Source organism: Pseudomonas sp. NPDC089395, from assembly GCF_044749525.1.
GTDB lineage: Bacteria > Pseudomonadota > Gammaproteobacteria > Pseudomonadales > Pseudomonadaceae > Aquipseudomonas.
Genome location: NZ_JBIVID010000006.1, coordinates 241,362 through 260,083 on the forward strand (window position 1 = coordinate 241,362; position 18,722 = coordinate 260,083).

Annotated in this window: 17 protein-coding genes; 11 read left to right on the forward strand and 6 right to left on the reverse strand. The window is 63.5% G+C overall.

Features of this window, described 5'->3' with window-relative positions:
- The first annotated feature begins 50 nt into the window (after positions 1–50).
- A complete protein-coding gene (locus tag ACIPZG_RS15685) occupies positions 51–434 on the forward strand; it encodes a type II toxin-antitoxin system RelE/ParE family toxin (protein WP_400715209.1) in 384 nt (127 codons plus the stop codon).
- The gene (locus ACIPZG_RS15690) at positions 415–720 is read left to right on the forward strand and encodes a helix-turn-helix domain-containing protein (protein ID WP_400715211.1); all 306 of its coding nucleotides are present in this window, start codon (positions 415–417) and stop codon (positions 718–720) included. Before ACIPZG_RS15685 ends, ACIPZG_RS15690 begins: the two co-directional genes overlap by 20 nt.
- Before the next feature lie 282 nt (positions 721–1,002).
- On the opposite strand, the gene ACIPZG_RS15695 is transcribed toward ACIPZG_RS15690, so the two are convergent.
- The 3 genes from ACIPZG_RS15695 to ACIPZG_RS15705 all read right to left on the reverse strand — a co-directional run bounded on the left by ACIPZG_RS15695 (position 1,003) and on the right by ACIPZG_RS15705 (position 4,896).
- Positions 1,003–2,298 (reverse strand): NAD(P)/FAD-dependent oxidoreductase, encoded by a 1,296-nt coding sequence (locus tag ACIPZG_RS15695; RefSeq protein ID WP_400715213.1) that lies wholly within the window; start codon positions 2,296–2,298, stop codon positions 1,003–1,005.
- Positions 2,299–2,312: 14 nt separating this feature from the next.
- Positions 2,313–3,401 carry a polyamine ABC transporter substrate-binding protein gene (locus ACIPZG_RS15700; RefSeq protein ID WP_400715215.1) on the reverse strand — a complete coding sequence of 363 codons (1,089 nt, stop codon included), beginning with the start codon at positions 3,399–3,401 and terminating at the stop codon, positions 2,313–2,315.
- Between the two features lie 136 nt (positions 3,402–3,537).
- Positions 3,538–4,896 carry a glutamine synthetase family protein gene (locus tag ACIPZG_RS15705; protein WP_400639736.1) on the reverse strand — a complete coding sequence of 453 codons (1,359 nt, stop codon included), beginning with the start codon at positions 4,894–4,896 and terminating at the stop codon, positions 3,538–3,540.
- 150 nt (positions 4,897–5,046) lie between these two features.
- On the opposite strand from ACIPZG_RS15705, the gene ACIPZG_RS15710 reads away from it, so the two are divergent.
- Together ACIPZG_RS15710 and ACIPZG_RS15715 are read left to right on the forward strand one after the other, a co-directional pair.
- The gene (locus tag ACIPZG_RS15710; RefSeq protein WP_400639735.1) at positions 5,047–5,946 is read left to right on the forward strand and encodes a helix-turn-helix domain-containing protein; all 900 of its coding nucleotides are present in this window, start codon (positions 5,047–5,049) and stop codon (positions 5,944–5,946) included.
- A 40-nt stretch (positions 5,947–5,986) separates the two neighbouring features.
- Entirely contained in the window at positions 5,987–7,894 is a 1,908-nt protein-coding gene (locus ACIPZG_RS15715; protein ID WP_400715217.1) for a hypothetical protein, read from the forward strand.
- A gap of 36 nt (positions 7,895–7,930) precedes the next feature.
- Here the strand turns inward: ACIPZG_RS15715 and ACIPZG_RS15720 are convergent, their stop codons facing one another.
- Positions 7,931–9,316: an aldehyde dehydrogenase family protein gene (locus tag ACIPZG_RS15720; RefSeq protein WP_400715219.1), complete on the reverse strand. Its 1,386-nt coding sequence runs from the start codon at positions 9,314–9,316 to the stop codon at positions 7,931–7,933.
- 105 nt (positions 9,317–9,421) lie between these two features.
- On the opposite strand from ACIPZG_RS15720, the gene ACIPZG_RS15725 reads away from it, so the two are divergent.
- From ACIPZG_RS15725 to ACIPZG_RS15740, 4 genes are all read left to right on the forward strand, one after another.
- The gene (locus tag ACIPZG_RS15725; RefSeq protein WP_400715221.1) at positions 9,422–10,288 is read left to right on the forward strand and encodes a LysR family transcriptional regulator; all 867 of its coding nucleotides are present in this window, start codon (positions 9,422–9,424) and stop codon (positions 10,286–10,288) included.
- Between the two features lie 60 nt (positions 10,289–10,348).
- Entirely contained in the window at positions 10,349–10,792 is a 444-nt protein-coding gene (locus ACIPZG_RS15730) for a carboxypeptidase regulatory-like domain-containing protein (protein ID WP_400715223.1), read from the forward strand.
- 57 nt (positions 10,793–10,849) lie between these two features.
- Positions 10,850–11,596 carry a phytanoyl-CoA dioxygenase family protein gene (locus tag ACIPZG_RS15735; RefSeq protein ID WP_400715225.1) on the forward strand — a complete coding sequence of 249 codons (747 nt, stop codon included), beginning with the start codon at positions 10,850–10,852 and terminating at the stop codon, positions 11,594–11,596.
- Between the two features lie 185 nt (positions 11,597–11,781).
- Complete coding sequence (locus ACIPZG_RS15740; RefSeq protein WP_400639729.1) at positions 11,782–12,303, forward strand: acyloxyacyl hydrolase; 522 nt, start codon at positions 11,782–11,784, stop codon at positions 12,301–12,303.
- Positions 12,304–12,335: 32 nt separating this feature from the next.
- Here ACIPZG_RS15740 and ACIPZG_RS15745 read toward each other — a convergent pair whose 3' ends face one another.
- Together ACIPZG_RS15745 and ACIPZG_RS15750 are read right to left on the reverse strand one after the other, a co-directional pair.
- The gene (locus tag ACIPZG_RS15745; protein WP_400715227.1) at positions 12,336–14,471 is read right to left on the reverse strand and encodes a TonB-dependent siderophore receptor; all 2,136 of its coding nucleotides are present in this window, start codon (positions 14,469–14,471) and stop codon (positions 12,336–12,338) included.
- Between the two features lie 191 nt (positions 14,472–14,662).
- The gene (locus ACIPZG_RS15750; RefSeq protein ID WP_400715229.1) at positions 14,663–15,553 is read right to left on the reverse strand and encodes a universal stress protein; all 891 of its coding nucleotides are present in this window, start codon (positions 15,551–15,553) and stop codon (positions 14,663–14,665) included.
- A 138-nt stretch (positions 15,554–15,691) separates the two neighbouring features.
- On the opposite strand from ACIPZG_RS15750, the gene hisN reads away from it, so the two are divergent.
- The 3 genes from hisN (at position 15,692) to ACIPZG_RS15765 (ending at position 18,672) form a co-directional block, all read left to right on the forward strand.
- Positions 15,692–16,483 carry a histidinol-phosphatase gene (gene hisN / locus ACIPZG_RS15755; protein ID WP_400715231.1) on the forward strand — a complete coding sequence of 264 codons (792 nt, stop codon included), beginning with the start codon at positions 15,692–15,694 and terminating at the stop codon, positions 16,481–16,483.
- Positions 16,484–16,706: 223 nt separating this feature from the next.
- Positions 16,707–17,438, forward strand: a complete 732-nt coding sequence (locus ACIPZG_RS15760; protein WP_400715233.1) for a hypothetical protein — start codon at positions 16,707–16,709, stop codon at positions 17,436–17,438.
- A gap of 280 nt (positions 17,439–17,718) precedes the next feature.
- Positions 17,719–18,672 carry an AraC family transcriptional regulator gene (locus tag ACIPZG_RS15765; protein WP_400715235.1) on the forward strand — a complete coding sequence of 318 codons (954 nt, stop codon included), beginning with the start codon at positions 17,719–17,721 and terminating at the stop codon, positions 18,670–18,672.
- Positions 18,673–18,722: the final 50 nt, after the last annotated feature.

The following is an 18,722-nucleotide window of genomic DNA, read 5'->3' on the forward strand; positions in this document are numbered from 1 at the left end:
ATGCCTGTTGGAAAACTATGCCCGTTACGGGTATGGTTTGGAGAATCCTCATGGAAGTTTTCAAGCGCAAGGATTTCGCGCGTTGGCAAGTGGCTCAACGGCTCTCGGACGGCATGTTGTGTCAGGCGGTGGAGGAGATGCGCCGAGGGTTGGTGGATGCCAACCTTGGTGGTGAGCTGTACAAAAAACGCGTGGCAGCACACGGCATGGGCAAACGAGGCGGTTATCGTACTTTGCTGTCGGCTCGCATCGGCGATCGCTATGTTTTTCTGCACGGCTTTGCCAAAAGTGACAAGACCAACATCACCGTGGAGGATAAGAAGGCCTTGCAGTTTGCGGGCAGGGTTTTCTTGGAGCTTTCACCTGTCGCGCTTGGCCGAGCATTGCAGTCGGGTGTGTTAATGGAGGTCTGTTGTGAGCAGCAAACTTGTTGAGTCGTTGCGTGAAGACCTGGTTGCCCTTCATGAAGCTGGGGCAATCGGCAAGGTCACCCTGCGCGATTTCGAAATGCTCTGTCCTGCGCCTGTGCATGAGTTCAGTGCGCTGGATATTCGTCGTTTGCGCGAGGCGCTGAACTTCAGCCAGCCGGTCTTTGCCTTGCACCTGCATACCAGTGCCTCGACCATTCGCAAGTGGGAGCAGGGCGAGACACGGCCGGCAGGCCCGGCGTTGAAGTTGCTGAATGTCATCGCTAGCAAAGGGTTGCAGGCGATTCTATAGCACTTAAAGGTGTTTCGAGATTAAGTGCTTTATTTGTTTTAAAGCAGTTGCTTAGGTTGTAAACCTAAAGTCGTTTCTTGAATGAGAAACCGCCACGGCACGACGCTTCGGTGACACCTCACTCACTTAATGCAGTGGTTTCTCCTGTGGGAGCCGGCTTGCCGGCGATAGGGCCCGAACAGCCTGCCCAAGGCAACAGGGCGGCGACTGGGATCATCTTGATCCCCCGCTTTTGCCTATCTTGGCCTCATCGCCGGCAAGCCGGCTCCCACAGGGCCGGTACTAGCCCAATGCTTCACGCAAGCGATACCACAACATCCCCATCGCCAGCAGCGGCGAGCGCAACGCCTTACCCCCCGGGAAGGTCAGGTGCGGCACGGCGCTGAACACATCCAGCCCCTTGCTCTGGCCGAGCGCGATACCTTCTGCCAGCAGCTTCGCCGTCCAGTGGGTCACGTTCAGCCCATGCCCGGAATAGCCTTGGGCATAGTAGACATTCGGGTGCTGACTCAGCCTGCCCACTTGTGGAAAGCGGTTGGCGGTGATGCCGATCATGCCACCCCACTGGTAATCGATGCGGACATCGGCCAACTGCGGGAACACCTTGGTCACCTTCGGCCGCATATACGCCGCGATGTCCTTGGGATCGCGCCCTGAATAGTGGCAGGCACCGCCGAACAGCAGGCGGCGGTCGGCGGTCAGGCGGTAGTAGTCCAGGCCGACTTTCTGGTCGCACAGCGCCATGTTCTGCGGGATCAGCGTGCTGGCGAGCGCCTCGGGCAGGGGTTCGGTCGCCACCACGTAGCTGCCGGCCGGCAGCACCTTGCCGCTCAGGCGTGGTTCCAGTTCATCCAGGTGGGCGTTGCAGCCCAGTACCAGGCTTTGCGCCCGCACCTTGCCACGCGCGGTGTGCAGGGTAACCGTCGGGCCGTGCTCGATGCGCAGCACCGGGCTCTGCTCGAAGATGCGCACCCCCAGCCCCTGCGCCGCCCGTGCTTCGCCCTGGACCAGGTCCAGCGGGTGCAGGTGGCCCGAGCCCATGTCCACCAGGCCGCCGGCATACTGGTCACTGGCCACCACCTCTTGCATGCGGGTGGCCGGAATCAGGCGCGTTTCGTGGCGGTAACCCAGTGCGGCAAGGTCATCCTGTTCCTCTTTGAAGGCGGCGAACTGGGCAGGGGTGTTGGCCAACTCGCAGAAGCCCCAGCGCAGGTCGCAGGCGATGCCGTATCGCTCGATGCGGCTGGCCACCAGGGCCACCGAATCGATGCCGGCCTGCTTCAGGTAGCGCACGCCATCATCGCCGACGAAGCGGGCAAAGCCGCTGACGTCATGGCCGATGCCGCGGATCAGCTGGCCACCGTTGCGCCCACTGGCGCCCCAGCCGATGCGTCGGCCTTCCAGCAGGACCACCGAAAGGCCCCGCTCGGCCAGCTCCAGGGCAGTGTTGACGCCAGTCAGGCCGCCGCCGACCACGCACACGTCGGCCGCGAGTTCGCCGTCGAGGCTGGGGTAGGGCGCCGTGTTGCGCGCCGTGGCGGCATAGTACGACGCGGTGTGTTGGGTATCGAAAGGCATGGCGCGTTCTCGGCTCAGCGGTTGGACTTGATCTTGCTCCAGGAGCGGGTCATGACGCGCATGATCTTCGGGCTTGGGGTACTGGAGATGTACAGCTTGTCCAGCACTGCCTGGGGCGGATAGATCTCGGGGTTGTCGACCAGCGCCTGGTCCATGTACGCGTTGGCGTCGGGGTTGGCGTTGGCATAGCCGACGGTGGCGCTGACCTTGGCGATCACTTGCGGCTGCAGCAGGTAGTTGATGAAGGCCAGGGCCTGATCAGGGTTTTGCGCATCCTTGGGAATGGCCAGCAGGTCGAACCACAGGTTGCTGCCTTCCTTCGGGATGCTGTAGGCGACTTTCACGCCGTTCTTGGCTTCGATCGCACGGTTGGCTGCCTGGAATACGTCGCCGGAGTAGCCGAAGGCCACGCAGATATCGCCGTTGGCAAGGTCGGAGACGTACTTGGAAGAGTGGAAGTAGGTGATGTAGGGGCGCAGTTCGAGCAGGCGTGCTTCGGCCTTGGCGTAGTCGCCCGCCTTCTCGCTGCGTGGGTCCATGCCCATGTAGTTGAGCATGGCGGGGAACAGCTCGTCGGGCGAGTCCATGAAGGCGACGCCGCATTGCTTGAGCTTTTTCAGGTTTTCGGGCTCGAACAGCACCGCCCAGGAATCGATACGGTCGATGCCCAGCGCGGCCTTGACCTTGTCGACGTTGTAACCGATGCCATTGGTGCCCCACAGGTAAGGGACAGCGTACTGGTTACCGGGGTCGTTCTGTTCAAGCTGCTGCAGCAGTTTCGGGTCCAGGTGCTTCCAGTTCGGCAGCTTGCTGCGGTCCAGCGGCAGGAAGGCGCCGGCCTGGGCCTGGCGGGCGAGGAAGTGGTTGGAGGGCACGACCACGTCGTAGCCGGTGCGGCCGGCGAGCAGCTTGCCCTCCAGGGTTTCGTTGGAGTCGAACACGTCATACACCACCTTGATCCCACTGCTGGCCTGGAAATCGGCCAGCGTCGTGTCACCGATGTAGTCGGTCCAGTTGTACACGCTGACGGTGGGCGTGGCCTGCGCGGCGGCGCCGAACAGCAGGGTGAATGCTGCGGGTATCAGGGATTGCAGATGACGCATGTCGACACCTCGTTGGTCTTGTTCTTCGAGTTCGGTGTTTTGGGGCTGCGTTGCAGCCCATCGCCGGCAAGCCGGCTCCCACAGGTACAGCGCTGGCAACACCGGCCCCTGTGGGAGCCGGCTTGCCGGCGATGCGTTACACGCTGAGCAGCAGGAACTCACGCTCCCAGGAGCTGATCACGCGCTTGAAGTTTTCATGCTCGGCACGCTTGACCGCCACATAGCCCTGGACGAACTGCTTGCCCAGATACTGCTGCACGGTCTCGCAGTCCTCCATGTGCTGCAGGGCATCCTCGATGGTGATCGGCAGCCTCAGGTTGCGTCGCTCATAGGCGCGCCCTTGCACCGGTGCGCTCGGCTCCAGCTTCTCGACCATGCCCAGGTAGCCGCACAACAGGCTCGCGGCGATCGCCAGGTACGGGTTGGCGTCGGCGCCTGGAAGGCGGTTCTCCACCCGCATCGCGTCGGGGCTGGAGGTGGGCACACGCAGCCCCGCGGTGCGGTTCTCTTCGCCCCATTCGACGTTGACCGGCGCAGAAGTGTCCGGCAGGAAGCGGCGGAACGAGTTGACGTTCGGCGCGAACATCGGCAGCAGCTTGGGGATGTACTTCTGCAAGCCGCCAATGTGGTGCAGGAACAACTCGCTCATGCTGCCATCGTCATTGGCGAACACCGGCTTGCCGGTGGCGATGTCGACCACGCTCTGGTGCAGGTGCATGGCACTGCCGGGCTCGTCGGTGATCGGCTTGGCCATGAAGGTGGCGGCCACGTTGTGCTTGAGCGCAGCCTCGCGCATGGTGCGTTTGAACACTGTGATCTGGTCGGCCAGGTCCAGCGCGTCGCCGTGGCGGAAGTTGATCTCCATCTGCGCCGGGCCGTCTTCGTGGATCAGCGTGTCCAGGTCCAGGCCTTGCAGTTCGCACCAGTCGTAGACGTCCTCGAACAGCGGGTCGAATTCGTTGGCCGCATCGATGGAGAACGACTGGCGCCCGCTTTCGGCGCGGCCCGAGCGGCCCAGCGGTACTTGCAGGGGCAGGTCCGGGTCTTCGCAGCGCTGGGTCAGGTAGAACTCCATCTCGGGCGCGACGATCGGCTGCCAGCCCTTGTCGGCATACAGCTTGAGGACTTTCTTCAGCACGTTGCGCGGCGACAGCTCGATGGGGTTGCCGTGCTTGTCGAAGGTGTCGTGGATCACGATGGCAGTCGGCTCGATGGCCCACGGAATTTGGTACACCGCGGTCGGGTCGGGCCGGCAGACCATGTCGATGTCGGCGGCGTCGAGCAGGCTGTAGTAGATGTCATCGTCGACATAGTCGCCGGTAACGGTTTGCAGCAGCACGCTTTCGGGCAGGCGCATTCCGCGCTCGTGGAGGAATTTGGCGGTCGGCGCAATCTTGCCGCGGGCGATGCCGGTCAGGTCGCTGATCACGCATTCGACTTCGGTGATGCGGTGCTCTTTCAGCCAGGTGGACAGCTGATCGAAGGGGGCGTTCATACAGACCTCTTGGTTGGGTTTTTATGGCACTTGCGTGTAGGAACCTTCCCACACGGCGTGCTGGCGACTATCTTGGTCGCAGCCCCCACAGGCGATCTATCCACTTTATTCGACAATGAATGCACCAAAAGAGTGCAAATAGGACCAAGCGTGAATACGCCCAATGCCTTGCAAGTCCAGGCTTTTCACACCACCGATGTCACCGAGCTGGTGCGTGCTACGCCGGGTTGGCAGCAACAGTACCGGCAGATGTCGCCGGGCCACTTCAGCGGCCAGTTGCGCTGCCTGGGGCTCGATGGCGTGGAGGTGTACGAAGAGCGCCTGAACACCCGCGTCGAGCAGTTCTTCCGCGCCCCGAGCGGCGCCCTGGCGTTCTGCTTCGATCGCAGCGAGAACAGCCTCTACCTGCTCAACGAGCAGAGCCGCAATATCTGGATCACGCCGGAGAACTACCAGGAAGTGGCGGTAGTGTTCGACCAGGCGTTCCTGGCCCGCCACGGGCTTGACCCGCAGCGCCTCGAAGGGTTGTTCATGGTGCCGTTGGGCAGCGGTCAGAACGCGCTGTTCGGCAGTTGGCTCAGTGCCACCCTGACGCGCCTGGGTGATGCGGATTGCCCGCTGGAGGGCCAGGCGCTGGCCGAGCAACTGCTGGAAGACTGCCTGTTCATTCTCGACAACGCCTGTCAGCGGCTGCAGGGCGGTGCCCTAGGACGGCGTGGGGTGGAGCGGGGCATCATGCAGCGGGTCAGCGAATGGGCAGCGGACTGCCCGGAGGAGACCCTCAACCTGGTGGAACTGGCGGCGGTTGCCGGCGTTTCCCTGCGCCAGCTACAGGAAGCCTTCAAGGCCTTTACCGGCATGCCACCGGCGCAGTGGTTGCGCTTACGCCGGTTGAACGGCGCACGGCGTGACCTGCTGCGCGGCGGTGAGCTGACAGTGGCGGAAGTGGCGATGCGCTGGTCTTTCTGGCATTTGGGAAGATTTTCAGAGAGTTACAGGCAATTGTTCAAGGAGTTACCGAGCGAGACGCTCAGGCGCAGCAGGGCCTGAAACCTGCTATCGTGCCTGGCAGTTTCCACCCGAGGTTTCGATGTTCTACCTGCCTTTGCCCAGCGACCAGGCCGACCGCCTGGCCAGCGAGCCCACCGACTTCTTTCACACCGCCAGCCTGTTCGAGGCCGCCGCTGTGCTGTTCGTGCAGAACCTGCCACGGCAACCCGCCAGCGCCTCGGCCGATGCGCAGGAGCGGCGATTCGCCGAAATCGTGCGCATTGCCAATGAAGTCGAAGCGGCCGCCCCGGGCCGTTTCCAGGGCCAGGTGGCGCAGCATTTCGACCGCGAAGCCTTCGCCATGGGGCTTGGCATGCTGGGCGAGAATGGCGTCGGCCTGGTTTCGCCAGAGGTCGAATACCCGGTCGATGAGTTTCAGGACGACGAGGGCCAGTGGAGTTTCCAGTTCGCCGACAGCTACCGCCAGCGCGTGACGCCGCTGCACCCGGTCTACCTGCCGTCGCTGGCCAGCGACCTGCTGCTCAGTGACCAGCAGAACCGCCTGCTGCGCGAGTTCCTTTCCGGCGTGGACGAGTCGGTGGCGGTGCAGGGCTTCGCCGGCACCGGCAAGACCTTTCTGATCGAGCAGTTCGCACGCCTGCTCGATCCGCAGCGTACCTTGCTGCTGGCCCTCACCGAAGGCCAGCTGCGGGCGTTGCAGGCACGGGTCAAGGACGCCGCCGCCTACACGGCGATGACCTTCGGCCAGCTGGCCGACGAGATCCTCAACCGTGACCTCACCAGCAACGGCTGGCGCCTGCGCGACCCGTACCGTACCAAGCTGTCATGGCGCCCGCAGGAGGCGCAGGTGGTGAGATGGCTGGCCATTCCCGACATCGGGCCGTTGGCCGCGCGTGACGTGGTGGCCTTGTGCATCAAGGCCGTGCGAAGTTTCTGCCGCAGCGGCGACAGCCAGCTGCAGTTGCATCACCTGCCCTGGGCCGGCCCGGGGACCTCGCCGCTGGATCAGGAAGTGCTGCTGGAGAAAGCCCGGCTGTACTGGCAAGAGTTGATTCGCCCCTCGGCCCGCGAGATCCAGCTGCCGTTGCGCGATTACCACCGAGTCAAGCTGTTGTCGCTGACCGCCGAGGTGATCGACAGCCGCTACACCCACGTCATCGTCGACGAAGCCCACGAGCTGTCCGCACCGATGCTTGCCGTGCTCGACCGCAGCCCGCAGTCAGTCATTGCCCTGGGCGATGAGCTGCAGAACCTCAATGGCTTGAGCCCGCACCACGGCAGCTTCATCCGCCAGCGCTACATCGACCACTCGTTGCGCGCAGGTCCAGCCATGGACAGCGTGCTCAACCCGCTGATCCAGGCGCACCCGTCCGCCATCCAGGCCGCGTTCAGTGGCAGTGCCGAGCATTACACGCGGGTCAGCTTCTTCGACGCGGTGACAGTGCCCGAGCAGCCTACGGCGCTGATCGTCGACGACGAGTGGGGGCTGTTCGGCTGGTTCCAGCGCCTGACACACCAAGGCGTGCCGTTCGTGCTGCTGAAAAGCGCGCGCAAGGACTTCGAGCTGTTCGTCGAGGACTGCATCGAGCTGTACCGCTACGGCACCCGGGCGCGCCACCCGATGTTGTTCCGCTATCCCAGCTGGCAGGCGTTGGAGCAGGACAAGGGCGACGACAAGGCTTTTGCTGCCGTGGCCGGCATGCTGCGCAAGGGCTACACCCCTGAGCACTTCGCCAAGGCCAAGAGCCGTTATCGCTGGGACAAGGCGCCGAAGTTGTTCCTGGGGCGGGTTCGGGATGTGAAGAACATGGAGTTCGCGCGGGTGATGGTGTCGCCGGAATTGATGGTTGCACCGACAACGGCGGGCAACCGCAATGAACGGGCGCGGATGTTGGCGGGGTTGTACACCGCGTGTTCACGGGCGCGGCATGAGCTGATCGTGCCGGGGGGGATGCTGGACTGGGTCAAGGACCAGGTCAGGGATTGAGGTCGTTGGGGCCGCAAAGCGGCCCCAGGCAGCAACTCAGTTACGATCCAGCCAAACCGTCTGCGCATTGGTGAACTCACGCACGCCAAAGTGCGACAGCTCCCGCCCGAAACCACTCTTCTTCACGCCACCAAACGCCACACGGGGGTCAGAGGCGCAGTAACCGTTGATGAACACGCCCCCAGTCTCCAGCGCCGCCGTCATGCGCTCGGCGAGGGCATAGTCGGCGGTGTAGATGGTCGACGCCAGACCGAACTCGCTGTCGTTGGCCAGCTCCACGGCGTGGTCGGCATCACGGGCGGTGATGATCGCTGCCACCGGCCCGAACAGCTCCTGCTTGAACGCCGTCATTTCCGAGGTCACGTTGGCGAACACGGTCGGTGCGTAGAAGTTGCCGACGCCTTCGACCTTGCTGCCACCCAGCAGCAGGGTGGCACCTTCGGCGAGGGTCGCCTGGACCTGGGCATCGAGCTCGTCGCGCAGGTCATAGCGGGCCATCGGGCCGATGTAGGTGTCGTCCTGCAGCGGGTTGCCGACGTTCAGCTGGCGCGTCGCCTCGACGAATTTGCGTGTGAACTCCTCGACGATGCTTTCTTCGACGATCAGACGCTTGGCGGCGGCGCAGACCTGGCCCGTGTTCTGGTAGCGGCCAATCACAGCAGCTTTGACCGCGGCGTCCAGGTCGGCGTCGGCCAGCACGATGAACGGATCGGAACCGCCCAGCTCGAGCACACACTTCTTCAGCGCGGCACCGGCCTGGGCACCGATGGCCATGCCGGCGCGCACGCTGCCGGTGAGGGTCACGGCGGCGATACGCGGATCGTTGATGGCGCGGGTGACACCCTCCGGCGTCACGTTGAGCACTTCGAACACGCCTTCAGGGACGCCTGCGTCCTTGAACAGTTCACCCAGCAGGTAAGCGCTGCCCATCACGTTCGGGGCGTGCTTGAGCACGTAGGTGTTGCCGGCCAGAATCGCCGGTACCGCGCCGCGCAGCACCTGCCAGATCGGGAAGTTCCACGGCATCACGGCCAGGATCGGGCCCAGTGGACGGTATTCGATACGCGCCTTTTCCACCTGGGTCGGTTCTGCGGCCAGCATGGCTGGGCCGTGCTCGGCGTACCAACGGCACAGGCCGACGCATTTGCTCACTTCACCGCGGGCCTGGCTGATCGGCTTGCCGATTTCGTGGCTGATCATCTGCGCGAAGGCTTCGGCCTTGGCTTCCAGCGTGCTGGCCAGGGCGAGCAGGTATTCGCTGCGCTGCCCCAGCGACACTTGGCGCCACCGGCTATAGCCCGCCTTGGCGCGTTGCAGCGCCGCTTCCAGTGCGGCGTCGGTGTCGAAGGGGTAGGCGCCGATCTGTTCGCCGCTGAAAGGGTCGACGGAGATGGCGTGGGTCAGGCTGCTGATCGCACTCATGGCGGGGCACTCTTTGTTGTTAATCAGTGACGCCAGACTAGTGGGCTATAGCTTTAATGAAAACTGAATAATAATGAGCGAAACATTCACGTTTGGAGAATGATTGTGGACCTGGTGCAACTGGAGATCTTCAAAGCCGTGGCCGAGCAGGGCAGCATCAGCGCCGCCGCCCAGCACATCCATCGGGTGCCGTCGAACCTGACCACCCGCATCAAGCAGTTGGAGGAAGACCTTGGCGTCGAGTTGTTCATTCGTGAAAAGAGCCGCCTGCGCCTGTCGCCAGCTGGCTGGAATTTCCTCGAATACACCCGGCGCATCCTCGACCTGGTGCACGAAGCACGGCTGACCGTGGCCGGCGAAGACCCGCAGGGCACCTTCGCCCTGGGATCATTGGAGAGCACGGCGGCGGTGCGCATTCCGGCGCTGTTGGCGGCGTACAACCAGCGTTACCCCAAGGTCGACCTCGACCTCTCCACCGGGCCTTCGGGGACCATGCTCGAAGGCGTGCTGTCCGGGCGCCTGGTGGCGGCGTTCGTCGATGGGCCGGTGCTGCACCCGACCCTCGAAGGCATGCCGGTGTTCGAAGAGGAGATGGTGATCATCTCGCCCCTCAACCATGCGCCGGTGAGCCGCGCCCAGGACGTCAATGGTGCGAGCATCTACGCCTTCCGTGCCAACTGCTCGTATCGCCATCACTTCGAGAACTGGTTCGTCCAGGACCAGGCGGTGCCAGGCAAGATCCATGAAATGGAGTCGTACCACGGCATGCTCGCCTGCGTCAGCGCCGGCGCGGGCCTGGCCATGTTGCCGCGCAGCATGCTCGACAACATGCCCGGCTGCAGCACGGTCAGCGCCTGGCCGATGTCGGAGGATTTCCGCTACCTCAAGACCTGGCTGGTGTGGCGGCGGGGCACCGTGTCGCGCAGCCTGAGCATGTTCGTGAAACTGCTCGAAGAACGCCGCGCGGGGTGAACCCCGCCGCTGGCCGGGCATCCAATGTAGGTGAGCCATCTCCACAAGGAGGAGCTAACCATGCGTCATCATCACTACGCCCTGGGTGCAGCACTGCTGGTCACCTTGGCATTGCCCTGGACCCTCGCCGCCGCCGCGGACCTGAATGCCCCGGTCGACATGCAAGCGGTGCAACTGCAACCGCAGGAGCAGAACGGCATTCGCTACCTGGAAGGCGGCATCGGGCAGGACGAAGCCAATGCCCTGCGCAAGACCCCAGGCTACGACCTTCACGTAGAACTCTCGACCGGGCCCGACGGCAAGTTCCAGAGCGGCGCTTCGGTGGACATCCAGAATGCCCAAGGCAGCTCGTTGCTCAGCTTGCAGGATGCAGGGCCATTGCTATACGTACAGCTGCCGCCGGGCCAGTACCGCGTGATCGGGCAGGCTGACGGCACTACGGTGCAGCAGCACGTGACCGTCAACGGCAAGGCACCCGCCACGGTGAACCTCAACTGGCGTTAAGAGGGCAGATACGGCGCGGAGTACAAATGTACTCCGCGCATGGAGGAGCACATCGCCATGGGACTGGACGTTCAGTTGAAGCAGTTGCAGGAGCAGGGCTACGTGCTGCTGCCCCGTGTGCTCGACCCCCTGCAGGTGGCGTTGCTGCGCTGCGCCATCGATGACCTGCAGCCTATCCACTGGGATTACCAAGGGCTGCTCGAACACTACAAATGTGTCTTCAATCGCAACCCGCTGTGGCTGCCGTTTCTCGACCTGCCCCCGCTGATCGCCCTGGCCGAGGCAGCGCTGGGTAGCGATTGCCACGTGATCGGCCAGACCGCCTGGCGCAGCCACCCCGGCTACCCGGGGATGGGCTTGCACCTGGATCATCTGCCCATGCAACTCCCGGCGTGGATCAGCGAGCGTGAAGACTTCGTCCAGCCTGTACACATTCTCACGGCACAGCTGTACCTCTGCGACATCGACCCTAGCATCGGGCCGACCTGCATCGTGCCCGGCAGCCACCGTGCGGCGCGACCGCCGCAAGACGGCGAGCAGCAATGGCAGGGGCGCGAGGCGCAATCGGTGTTGTGCCAGGCGGGCGATGCGCTGGTGTTTCGCAGTGACGTCTGGCACAGCGCGGCAGCCAACTGCAGCAACACCCGCGAGCGCGACATGCTGCAGGTGCACTACGGGCGGCGCATGGTGGCGCAAAAGTTTTCGCCGTACTTGAGCTGGCAGTTCAACCCGCACGTGTTGCAGGCGGCCACGCCCCGGCAGCGCCGTTTGCTGGGTGAACATGAGGAGGCCGAGTACGATTGAAACCCGGCCGCTGAGGGCGGAAAAAGAGATTAGCCATTAGTGGCAAATCACTTTCAACTTTCTGATTATCTGAACAATAATCAGAAAGGTATTACATCGTGTGACCCGTTGAATGTACGGGTCACCGAAAAAATCGAGGGGCCCAAGCCCCCGCTTGCCGTGTTGACCATCAGGAGAAGTCATCAATGAATACCCGACTAGCCGCTTCGCTGGCTGCCGCCGTATTGGCATTCACCGCGACCAACCTGGCTCAGGCTGCGCAGGTGTCCGGGGCCATTGGCGCCACCGGCCAGGGGGACATGACCTACCGTATCGGCATGTCCTTCGACTGGGACAAGAAATGGCTGGAAAGCAACACCGGTTACGTCACCGGCTACTGGGATGCGGCCTACACCTATTGGGAAGGGGGTGACTTCAGTGGCGCCCACTCGCTGTCATTCAGCCCGGTGTTCACCTACGAGTTCAGCGGTTTCACCTACACCCCGTACATCGAGGCCGGTATCGGCCTGGCGGCGTTCTCCAAGACCGATGTGGGCAATCAGCAACTGGGTTCGTCGGTCAACTTCGAAGACCGTATCGGTTTTGGCCTGAAGCTGCCGGGGGAGCAGAAGATAGGCCTGCGTGTCATGCACTACTCCAATGCTGGTATCAACCAGCCGAACGACGGCATCGAGTCGTACTCGCTGTTCTACAGCAAAGGATTCTGAGTAGCAGGGGGCCGCAGCGCGGCCCCAGCCCTTCAGAAGGTGTAAGACACTCCGGCCTGTACGGTGCGCGGTGCGCCTGGGTAGACGTAGGTATTGAACGCCCCTTCGTCATAGCCTTTGTTGAACAGGTTCTTCACATCCAGGTTCAGCCGCACGTGCTCGTTGACCTTGTAGAAGCTGAGCAGGTCGACCACGCTGTAGCGCTCCATGGTGTAGGTGGTCGCGGCAGTCTGCCCGGCGCGGTCATCGATGTACTTCACCCCAACCCCCAGGCCCAGGCCCTTGGCCAACCCATCCTGGAACTCGTAGGTGTTCAGCAGGCTGAAGCTGTTGCGCGGAATGTTCGCCAGGCGCGTGCCGGTGGGCACGCTGTTGTCCTCGGTCACTTCAGCATCGACGTAGGCATAGCCACCGATCACTCGCCATTCGGGCGTGAGGTTGCCGGCAATGTTGATGTCCAGGCCACGGCTACGCACTTCGCCTGCGGCAATGCTGTAGGTGCCGGTCGGGTCGTTCGGGTCGCGGGTCAGCACGTTCTCCTTGACGATGTGGTAGATCGCCGCGTCGATGCTCAGCTGGCGATCCAGCGCCTGCCATTTCACGCCCAGTTCATATGACTTGCCTTTCTCCGGGTCGAAGCCACTGCCTTGCAGACTGGCACCGCTGTTGGGCTTGAACGAGCGCGCGGTGTTGGCATAGACCGCCACGCTGTCGGTGAGGTCATAGATCAGGCCAAAGCGTGGGGTCACGCCGTTTTCGCCCTTGCTGAAGTCACCGGCATTGTTGAGCTTGTTGTCGTAGTCATGCTCGTAGCGCTCGAAGCGCACGCCGGCGAGGGCCTTCAGGCGCTCGGTCAAGGCAACCTGGTCCTGGACGAAGGCGGCCCAGGTCTTGAGGTTCTCCTTGTCGAAGGTGGTGGTACGGGTCAGGGCAGGGCGGGGCTGGCCCAGCACCGGGTCGAAGATGTCGATCGGGTAGGCGCCGCTGCCGGCGGCCGAGCGCTGGATGATCGAGTTGTAGTCGTAGTCTTCGTATTCGATGCCGGTCAGCAGCGTATGGGCGAAGCCGCCGGTGTCGAAGTGGCCGGTGAGGTTGAGCTGATAGTCGCGGTCGGTCCACTCCAGCTTGCGGTAATTGAAGTTGCGCCCCAGGGTGCGGCCGTCCGCCTGCAGGCCATTGGCTTCGACGGCGTTGCCCTTGAGCGAGCCGTCCAGCCACTGCAGGCCGCCGCCGAGTGTCCAGTTGTCGTCGAGGGCGTGCTCGAAGCGCAGTTGCGCCATGTCGTTGTCGTTGTGCAGCAGGTTGTCGCTGCCTTTCTCCCAGATGTAGGTGTCGCGCGAGGCCGTGCCGCGCTGGCCGGGCAGGCGGGTCAGGCCACGGTCCAGCGGGTGGTTGTTGCGCATGAAGTCGCCCTCGAAGACCAGCCTGGTGGCGTCGTTCACCTGCCAGCTGATCACCGGCGCGACGTCGTAGCGTTCGCTCTCGACATCATCGCGGAAGCTCTCGCCACCTTCGCCCAGCACGTTCAGGCGATAGGCCAGCGAACCGTCCTGGTTGAGCGGCCCGGTAGCGTCCAGGGTGGCGCGGTGCATGCCCTGGTCATCGAACTGGCTACCCAAGGTCACCTTGGGGTCGGCCAGCGGCTGTTTGCTGACCACATTGAAGGTGCCGCCAGGGTCGCCACGGCCGTACAGGCTGGTGGCGGGGCCGCGAATCACTTCCAGGCGCTCGACGGTATTGGCGTCGGGGGCATTGGGGTAGCCGCGGTTGATCGGGAAGCCGTTACGGTAGAACTCGCCGGTGGTGAAGCCGCGCACGGTGAACGTGGTCAGGCCCTGGCCTCCGAAGTTGTTGGCGCGGCCGACGCCGCCGGCGTAGTCCAGGCCATCCTGCAGGCGCGTGGCGCCGGTGTCTTCGAGCACATCCTTGGGCACCACGCTGATCGACTGCGGGGTTTCATGCAGGGCGGTGTCGGTACGCGTGGCGCTGGCCGAGCGGGTGGCCCGATAGCCCTCGACCGGGCCATCGGCGCGCTCGCTGTCGGCGCTGCTGGTGATGTTCAGGGCCTGCAGCTCGATGCTTGCAGGGTCGCTGGCAGGTGCAGGCTCGGCAAGGGCTAGGGGGGAGATGGCTTGAAGCACACAAAGCGAAACGAACGTGCGACGCATCGACGGTACGATCCTGAAGTAGGGCGCTGAGGGGGTGGGGGAGCGCCGTGAAACTACTACGAATCATTATCAAATACATTATATTTAAGTGGAACTGGTGTACCACATACCATGGTCGGCGCCGCCCGAGTCCTTTCGCGTGCAAGCCTGCACCTGCACGAGAAAGGTGGGCGCCGATGAGCCGCAGAAACCTATTGCGCCCCCTTGATCGCCAGTACGTTGCACAGTGGATGCTCCAGCACATGGGCCGTGGTGCCGCCGAGGAACGTCTGCATGGCATCGTGCCGGTGGCTGCCCATCACGATCACATCCATCCGGCTGTGGCTGACGAACTGGGCGATCGCCCGCGTCGCGGCGCCTTCGAGGAAATGCCGGCGCTCGAGCGCGATCTGATGATGGTCGCCAAGCCGGTTGAACGCCGCGCGCTGGCCGCTGCGCACGCTGGCATCGAAGCCAGGCATGGTCACCGTGCCGGCGCCGAAATCGGCGATGTGGGTCTTGCTCGCATCACACACATGCAGCAAGTGCAGTTCGGCGTTGCACTGCAGGGCCAGGGCATGGGCGCAATGGATCACCTGCTCGTCCAGGTGTTCGCCGACGCCATGGCTATTGAGGTCGACCGCCGCGGCGATCTGCCGGGGCAGCGGCAGGCGGATGTCGCTGACCAGGTGCACCGCCACCGGGCTGTCCTTGAGCAGTTGCCAGTCCAGTGGGGTCACCAGCAGGCGCTTGAGCACCGGCTCGTGCTGCACGTCCTTGACCATCAGGTCGCAGCCCACTTGTTCCATGCGTTCGAGCACGCTGCCCAGCGGGTCGCGGGTCAGCAGCAGCTCGGTGGACACATCGAGCCCGGCATTGCCCAGTTGCTCGGCCTGGTCGGCCAGCCACTGGCGGTTGTCGGCGAGCAGTCGCTCGCGCTCGTGACCGTCGCCCATCAAGCCAAAGGTGTCGACATCGTCGACGAACACATTGATATCCAGCAGTGCACCGTTGGACTCCGCCAATGCCGCTGCGCGTTGCAGGGCTGGCGTGTGGCGCATCTGCGGGCCGAGCATGACGAACAAACGCTTGAACTGGCTCATCGCACACCTCCTCGTGTGGGCAGCCCCCCGGTTCATGCCTCGTGGTCTGTTCAGTCTAGACCCAGCTGCGGCTAGCACGCAGGCGCTGGCCACTCGGGTATGATGCGAGCCCCAACTTCTACCTCGAGGTCCCGCCCCATGTCCCTGAATGCCGAACAGATCGCCGAATACCGCGCCTTCGCCGAGCAGTTGGCCGATGCCGCTGCAGCAGCGATCCAGCCGTACTTTCGCGCCAGCCTGGACGTCGAGGACAAGGGCGGGCGCTTGTACGACCCGGTGACCGTGGCGGACAAGGCGGCCGAAGACGCCATGCGCGCGCTGATCCAGGCACGCTACCCCGAGCACGGCATTCTCGGTGAAGAGGCGGGCGTGGCAGTGGGCAGCAGCCCGCTGACCTGGGTGCTCGATCCTATCGACGGCACCCGTGCGTTCATCACCGGCCTGCCATTGTGGGGCACGCTGATTGCCTTGAACGACGGTACGCGCCCGGTGCTTGGGGTGATGAACCAGCCGTTCACCGGTGAGCGCTTCGTGGGTACGCCCGAAGGCGCCTGGCGCAGTGGTACGCCGCTGAAAACCCGGTCCTGTGCGGACCTGGCGTCGGCCACCCTGATGTGCACCACGCCCGACATGTTCGACACGGCCGAGCGCAAGTCGGCCTTCGAAGCCGTGGCTGGCAAGGCGCGGCTGATGCGTTACGGTGGCGACTGCTACGCCTATTGCATGCTGGCTTCGGGCTTCGTCGATGTGATCGTCGAGGCGAGCCTGCAACCCTATGACGTGCAGGCGTTGATGCCGATCATCGAAGGGGCGGGTGGGGTGATGACCGCCTGGGATGGCAGTTCGGCGCAGGATGGCGGGTGCGTGGTGGCCTGTGGCGACCCGGCGCTGCATGCACAGATGGTGGAGATGTTGCGTCACGCCATGTAAGTCTTGGGTTGCCTGAACCGGCCTCTTCGCGGGACAAGCCCGCTCCCACAAGTACTTTGCAGCCTTGAAGTAAGTGGAGAACCTGTGGGAGCGGGCTTGTCCCGCGAAGAGGCCATCACAGACAAGCACATCACCCCCATCGCACTTTTTCCCATTTCCGGGCTCTATGCTTGGCCAGGCCACGCCGATCCCCCGCGCGGCCGCCGATTACGTCCCGGTGCCGATGGTTGCAAACAAACCCGAATTCTTCCCCCGCCTGCTGTTGGCAGGCGTCCTGATCAGCCTGGGCGCCTGTACCCAGCAACAAGGCCATGACATCGTCAGCCAGTTCGGCAACGGCAAGCCCAGCGAGCTGTTCCAGACCAGCGTCGATCGCCTGGCGACGCTGTCGATGCGCGACAACCTGCAGAGCCTGTACCTGCTGATGAACAAGCTGTACCTGCGCAACCCCAACCAGTGGAAGATGTCCGGCTACCTCGATGCCGCCACCGCCGAGCGGCAGATTCGCATCGCCATCGAACAGCGCCAGCCCTTGGCGCAGCTGGGCAACCGCCGCGACCTCGCAGCCCTGAGCTATGCCCTGAGCCCGGAGTTTCGCGGTGACCGGGTCGGCGCCTTCATCTACGCCATCGGCAGCATGCTGATCACCGCGCACGGCGGGCGTACCGAGTTCTACATGACCGATACCATCGACCCGCTGTTCGTCAACAATGCCGCGCGCAACATCGAGAAGGCAACCTGGATGCTCAGCCAGCGCCAGGATGCCAATGGCGTGCTGCTGCTGTTTTCCAACGAGATTTCCGAAGAGGGCAGCAACCTGAGCTTCGCCGTCGAGTTCGGCAAGATCGTGGCACGCCTGGATCTGCTCGCCGAGCTACTGGATGAACGCTACCGGCGGATCGGGCTCAACTATGCGCAAAGCCTGTTGCTGATGAACTTCCTGCCGGTGCAGTGACGGGTGTCAGGCGATGCGGTGCTGTCGGGTGGCCTTCGTCCTGCGCCAACTCGATGATGGCCTTCACCGCCCCCCCCACAAATTGCAAAACCGTTCGATTATCGCGCAACCCCGCCCGCGCCCCTGTCCGCTATCCGCCCACCCAATCCACAGGTCGCATTGCCCAACCCTCACCTTTTGCTTAGTGTATCGTTCAATGACCGTGACCGACCGCGACCACAGGCCCCCGAGCCAGTAGGAAGCGGCACCCAGAACAATAACGACACCGAGTGCCTTGCCTATGGAAAGCCGCCTGCTGAGCGAGCGCAGTAGCGTGTTCCATCACGCCGACCCGTATGCCGTGTCCGACTACGTCAACCGGCACGTCGGCCAGCACTGCATCGGCTTGTCACGCACCACCCATCCTCAAGCCAGCCTCAGCCACCGCAAGTTCGCCGACCTCGACCTGTGCCGCATCAGCTACGGCGGCAGTGTGCGCGTCACTTCACCGGCACTTGAATCCATCTTCCACCTGCAGGTGCTGCTCAACGGCAACTGCCTGTGGCGCGGCCACCAGCGCGAGCACCACCTGGTGCCGGGCGAGCTGTTGCTGATCAACCCGGACGACCCGGTCGACCTGACCTACTCGGACGACTGCGAGAAGTTCATCCTCAAGGTGCCCACCCGGCTGCTCGAGTCGATCTGCGAAGAACAACGCTGGCAACGGCCGGAGGGCGGGGTGCGGTTCTTGCGCAACCATTATCGACTGGACGAGCTGGAAGGTTTCGTCAACCTGCTGGGCATGGTCTGCCATGAGGCCGAGGTCAGCGATTCGCTGCCGCGCGTGCAGGGGCACTACAGCGAGATCGTGGCAAGCAAGCTGTTGACCTTGATGAGCACCAATATCCGCCGCGAGCACTTGGGCAGCCCTGGGGTGGGGCTGGAGCGGATACTTGATTATGTCGATCGCAACCTGAAGCTGGAGCTGGCGGCCGAGACGCTGGCGGAGCAGGCGTGCATGAGTGTGCGGTCGTTGTATGCGCTGTTCGACCGGCAACTGGGCACCACGCCCAAGCAGTACGTGCGCCAGCGCAAGCTGGAACGGGTGCATGCGTGCCTGAGCGATGGCAGTTGCACGGTGCGCAGCGTGACCGAGTTGGCCATGGATTATGGCTTTTTGCACCTGGGGCGGTTTTCGGAGATTTATCGACAGCGGTTTGGCGAGCTGCCTTCGGAGACTTTGCGGCGGCGGTAGGGCTTGCCTTGAGTCTTGTAGGGTTTTTGAGATCGCGCGCCGCCCGCGCG

What these genes read in the sequence shown, in the direction of transcription:
- ACIPZG_RS15685 (WP_400715209.1), top strand. Translation starts at nt 51, where the DNA reads ATGGAAGTTTTCAAGCGCAAGGATTTCGCGCGTTGGCAAGTGGCTCAA.
- ACIPZG_RS15695 (WP_400715213.1), bottom strand. Translation starts at nt 2,298, where the DNA reads ATGCCTTTCGATACCCAACACACCGCGTCGTACTATGCCGCCACGGCG.
- ACIPZG_RS15700 (WP_400715215.1), bottom strand. Translation starts at nt 3,401, where the DNA reads ATGCGTCATCTGCAATCCCTGATACCCGCAGCATTCACCCTGCTGTTC.
- ACIPZG_RS15705 (WP_400639736.1), bottom strand. Translation starts at nt 4,896, where the DNA reads ATGAACGCCCCCTTCGATCAGCTGTCCACCTGGCTGAAAGAGCACCGC.
- ACIPZG_RS15715 (WP_400715217.1), top strand. Translation starts at nt 5,987, where the DNA reads ATGTTCTACCTGCCTTTGCCCAGCGACCAGGCCGACCGCCTGGCCAGC.
- ACIPZG_RS15720 (WP_400715219.1), bottom strand. Translation starts at nt 9,316, where the DNA reads ATGAGTGCGATCAGCAGCCTGACCCACGCCATCTCCGTCGACCCTTTC.
- ACIPZG_RS15730 (WP_400715223.1), top strand. Translation starts at nt 10,349, where the DNA reads ATGCGTCATCATCACTACGCCCTGGGTGCAGCACTGCTGGTCACCTTG.
- ACIPZG_RS15735 (WP_400715225.1), top strand. Translation starts at nt 10,850, where the DNA reads ATGGGACTGGACGTTCAGTTGAAGCAGTTGCAGGAGCAGGGCTACGTG.
- ACIPZG_RS15740 (WP_400639729.1), top strand. Translation starts at nt 11,782, where the DNA reads ATGAATACCCGACTAGCCGCTTCGCTGGCTGCCGCCGTATTGGCATTC.
- ACIPZG_RS15745 (WP_400715227.1), bottom strand. Translation starts at nt 14,471, where the DNA reads ATGCGTCGCACGTTCGTTTCGCTTTGTGTGCTTCAAGCCATCTCCCCC.
- ACIPZG_RS15750 (WP_400715229.1), bottom strand. Translation starts at nt 15,553, where the DNA reads ATGAGCCAGTTCAAGCGTTTGTTCGTCATGCTCGGCCCGCAGATGCGC.
- hisN (WP_400715231.1), top strand. Translation starts at nt 15,692, where the DNA reads ATGTCCCTGAATGCCGAACAGATCGCCGAATACCGCGCCTTCGCCGAG.
- ACIPZG_RS15760 (WP_400715233.1), top strand. Translation starts at nt 16,707, where the DNA reads ATGGTTGCAAACAAACCCGAATTCTTCCCCCGCCTGCTGTTGGCAGGC.
- ACIPZG_RS15765 (WP_400715235.1), top strand. Translation starts at nt 17,719, where the DNA reads ATGGAAAGCCGCCTGCTGAGCGAGCGCAGTAGCGTGTTCCATCACGCC.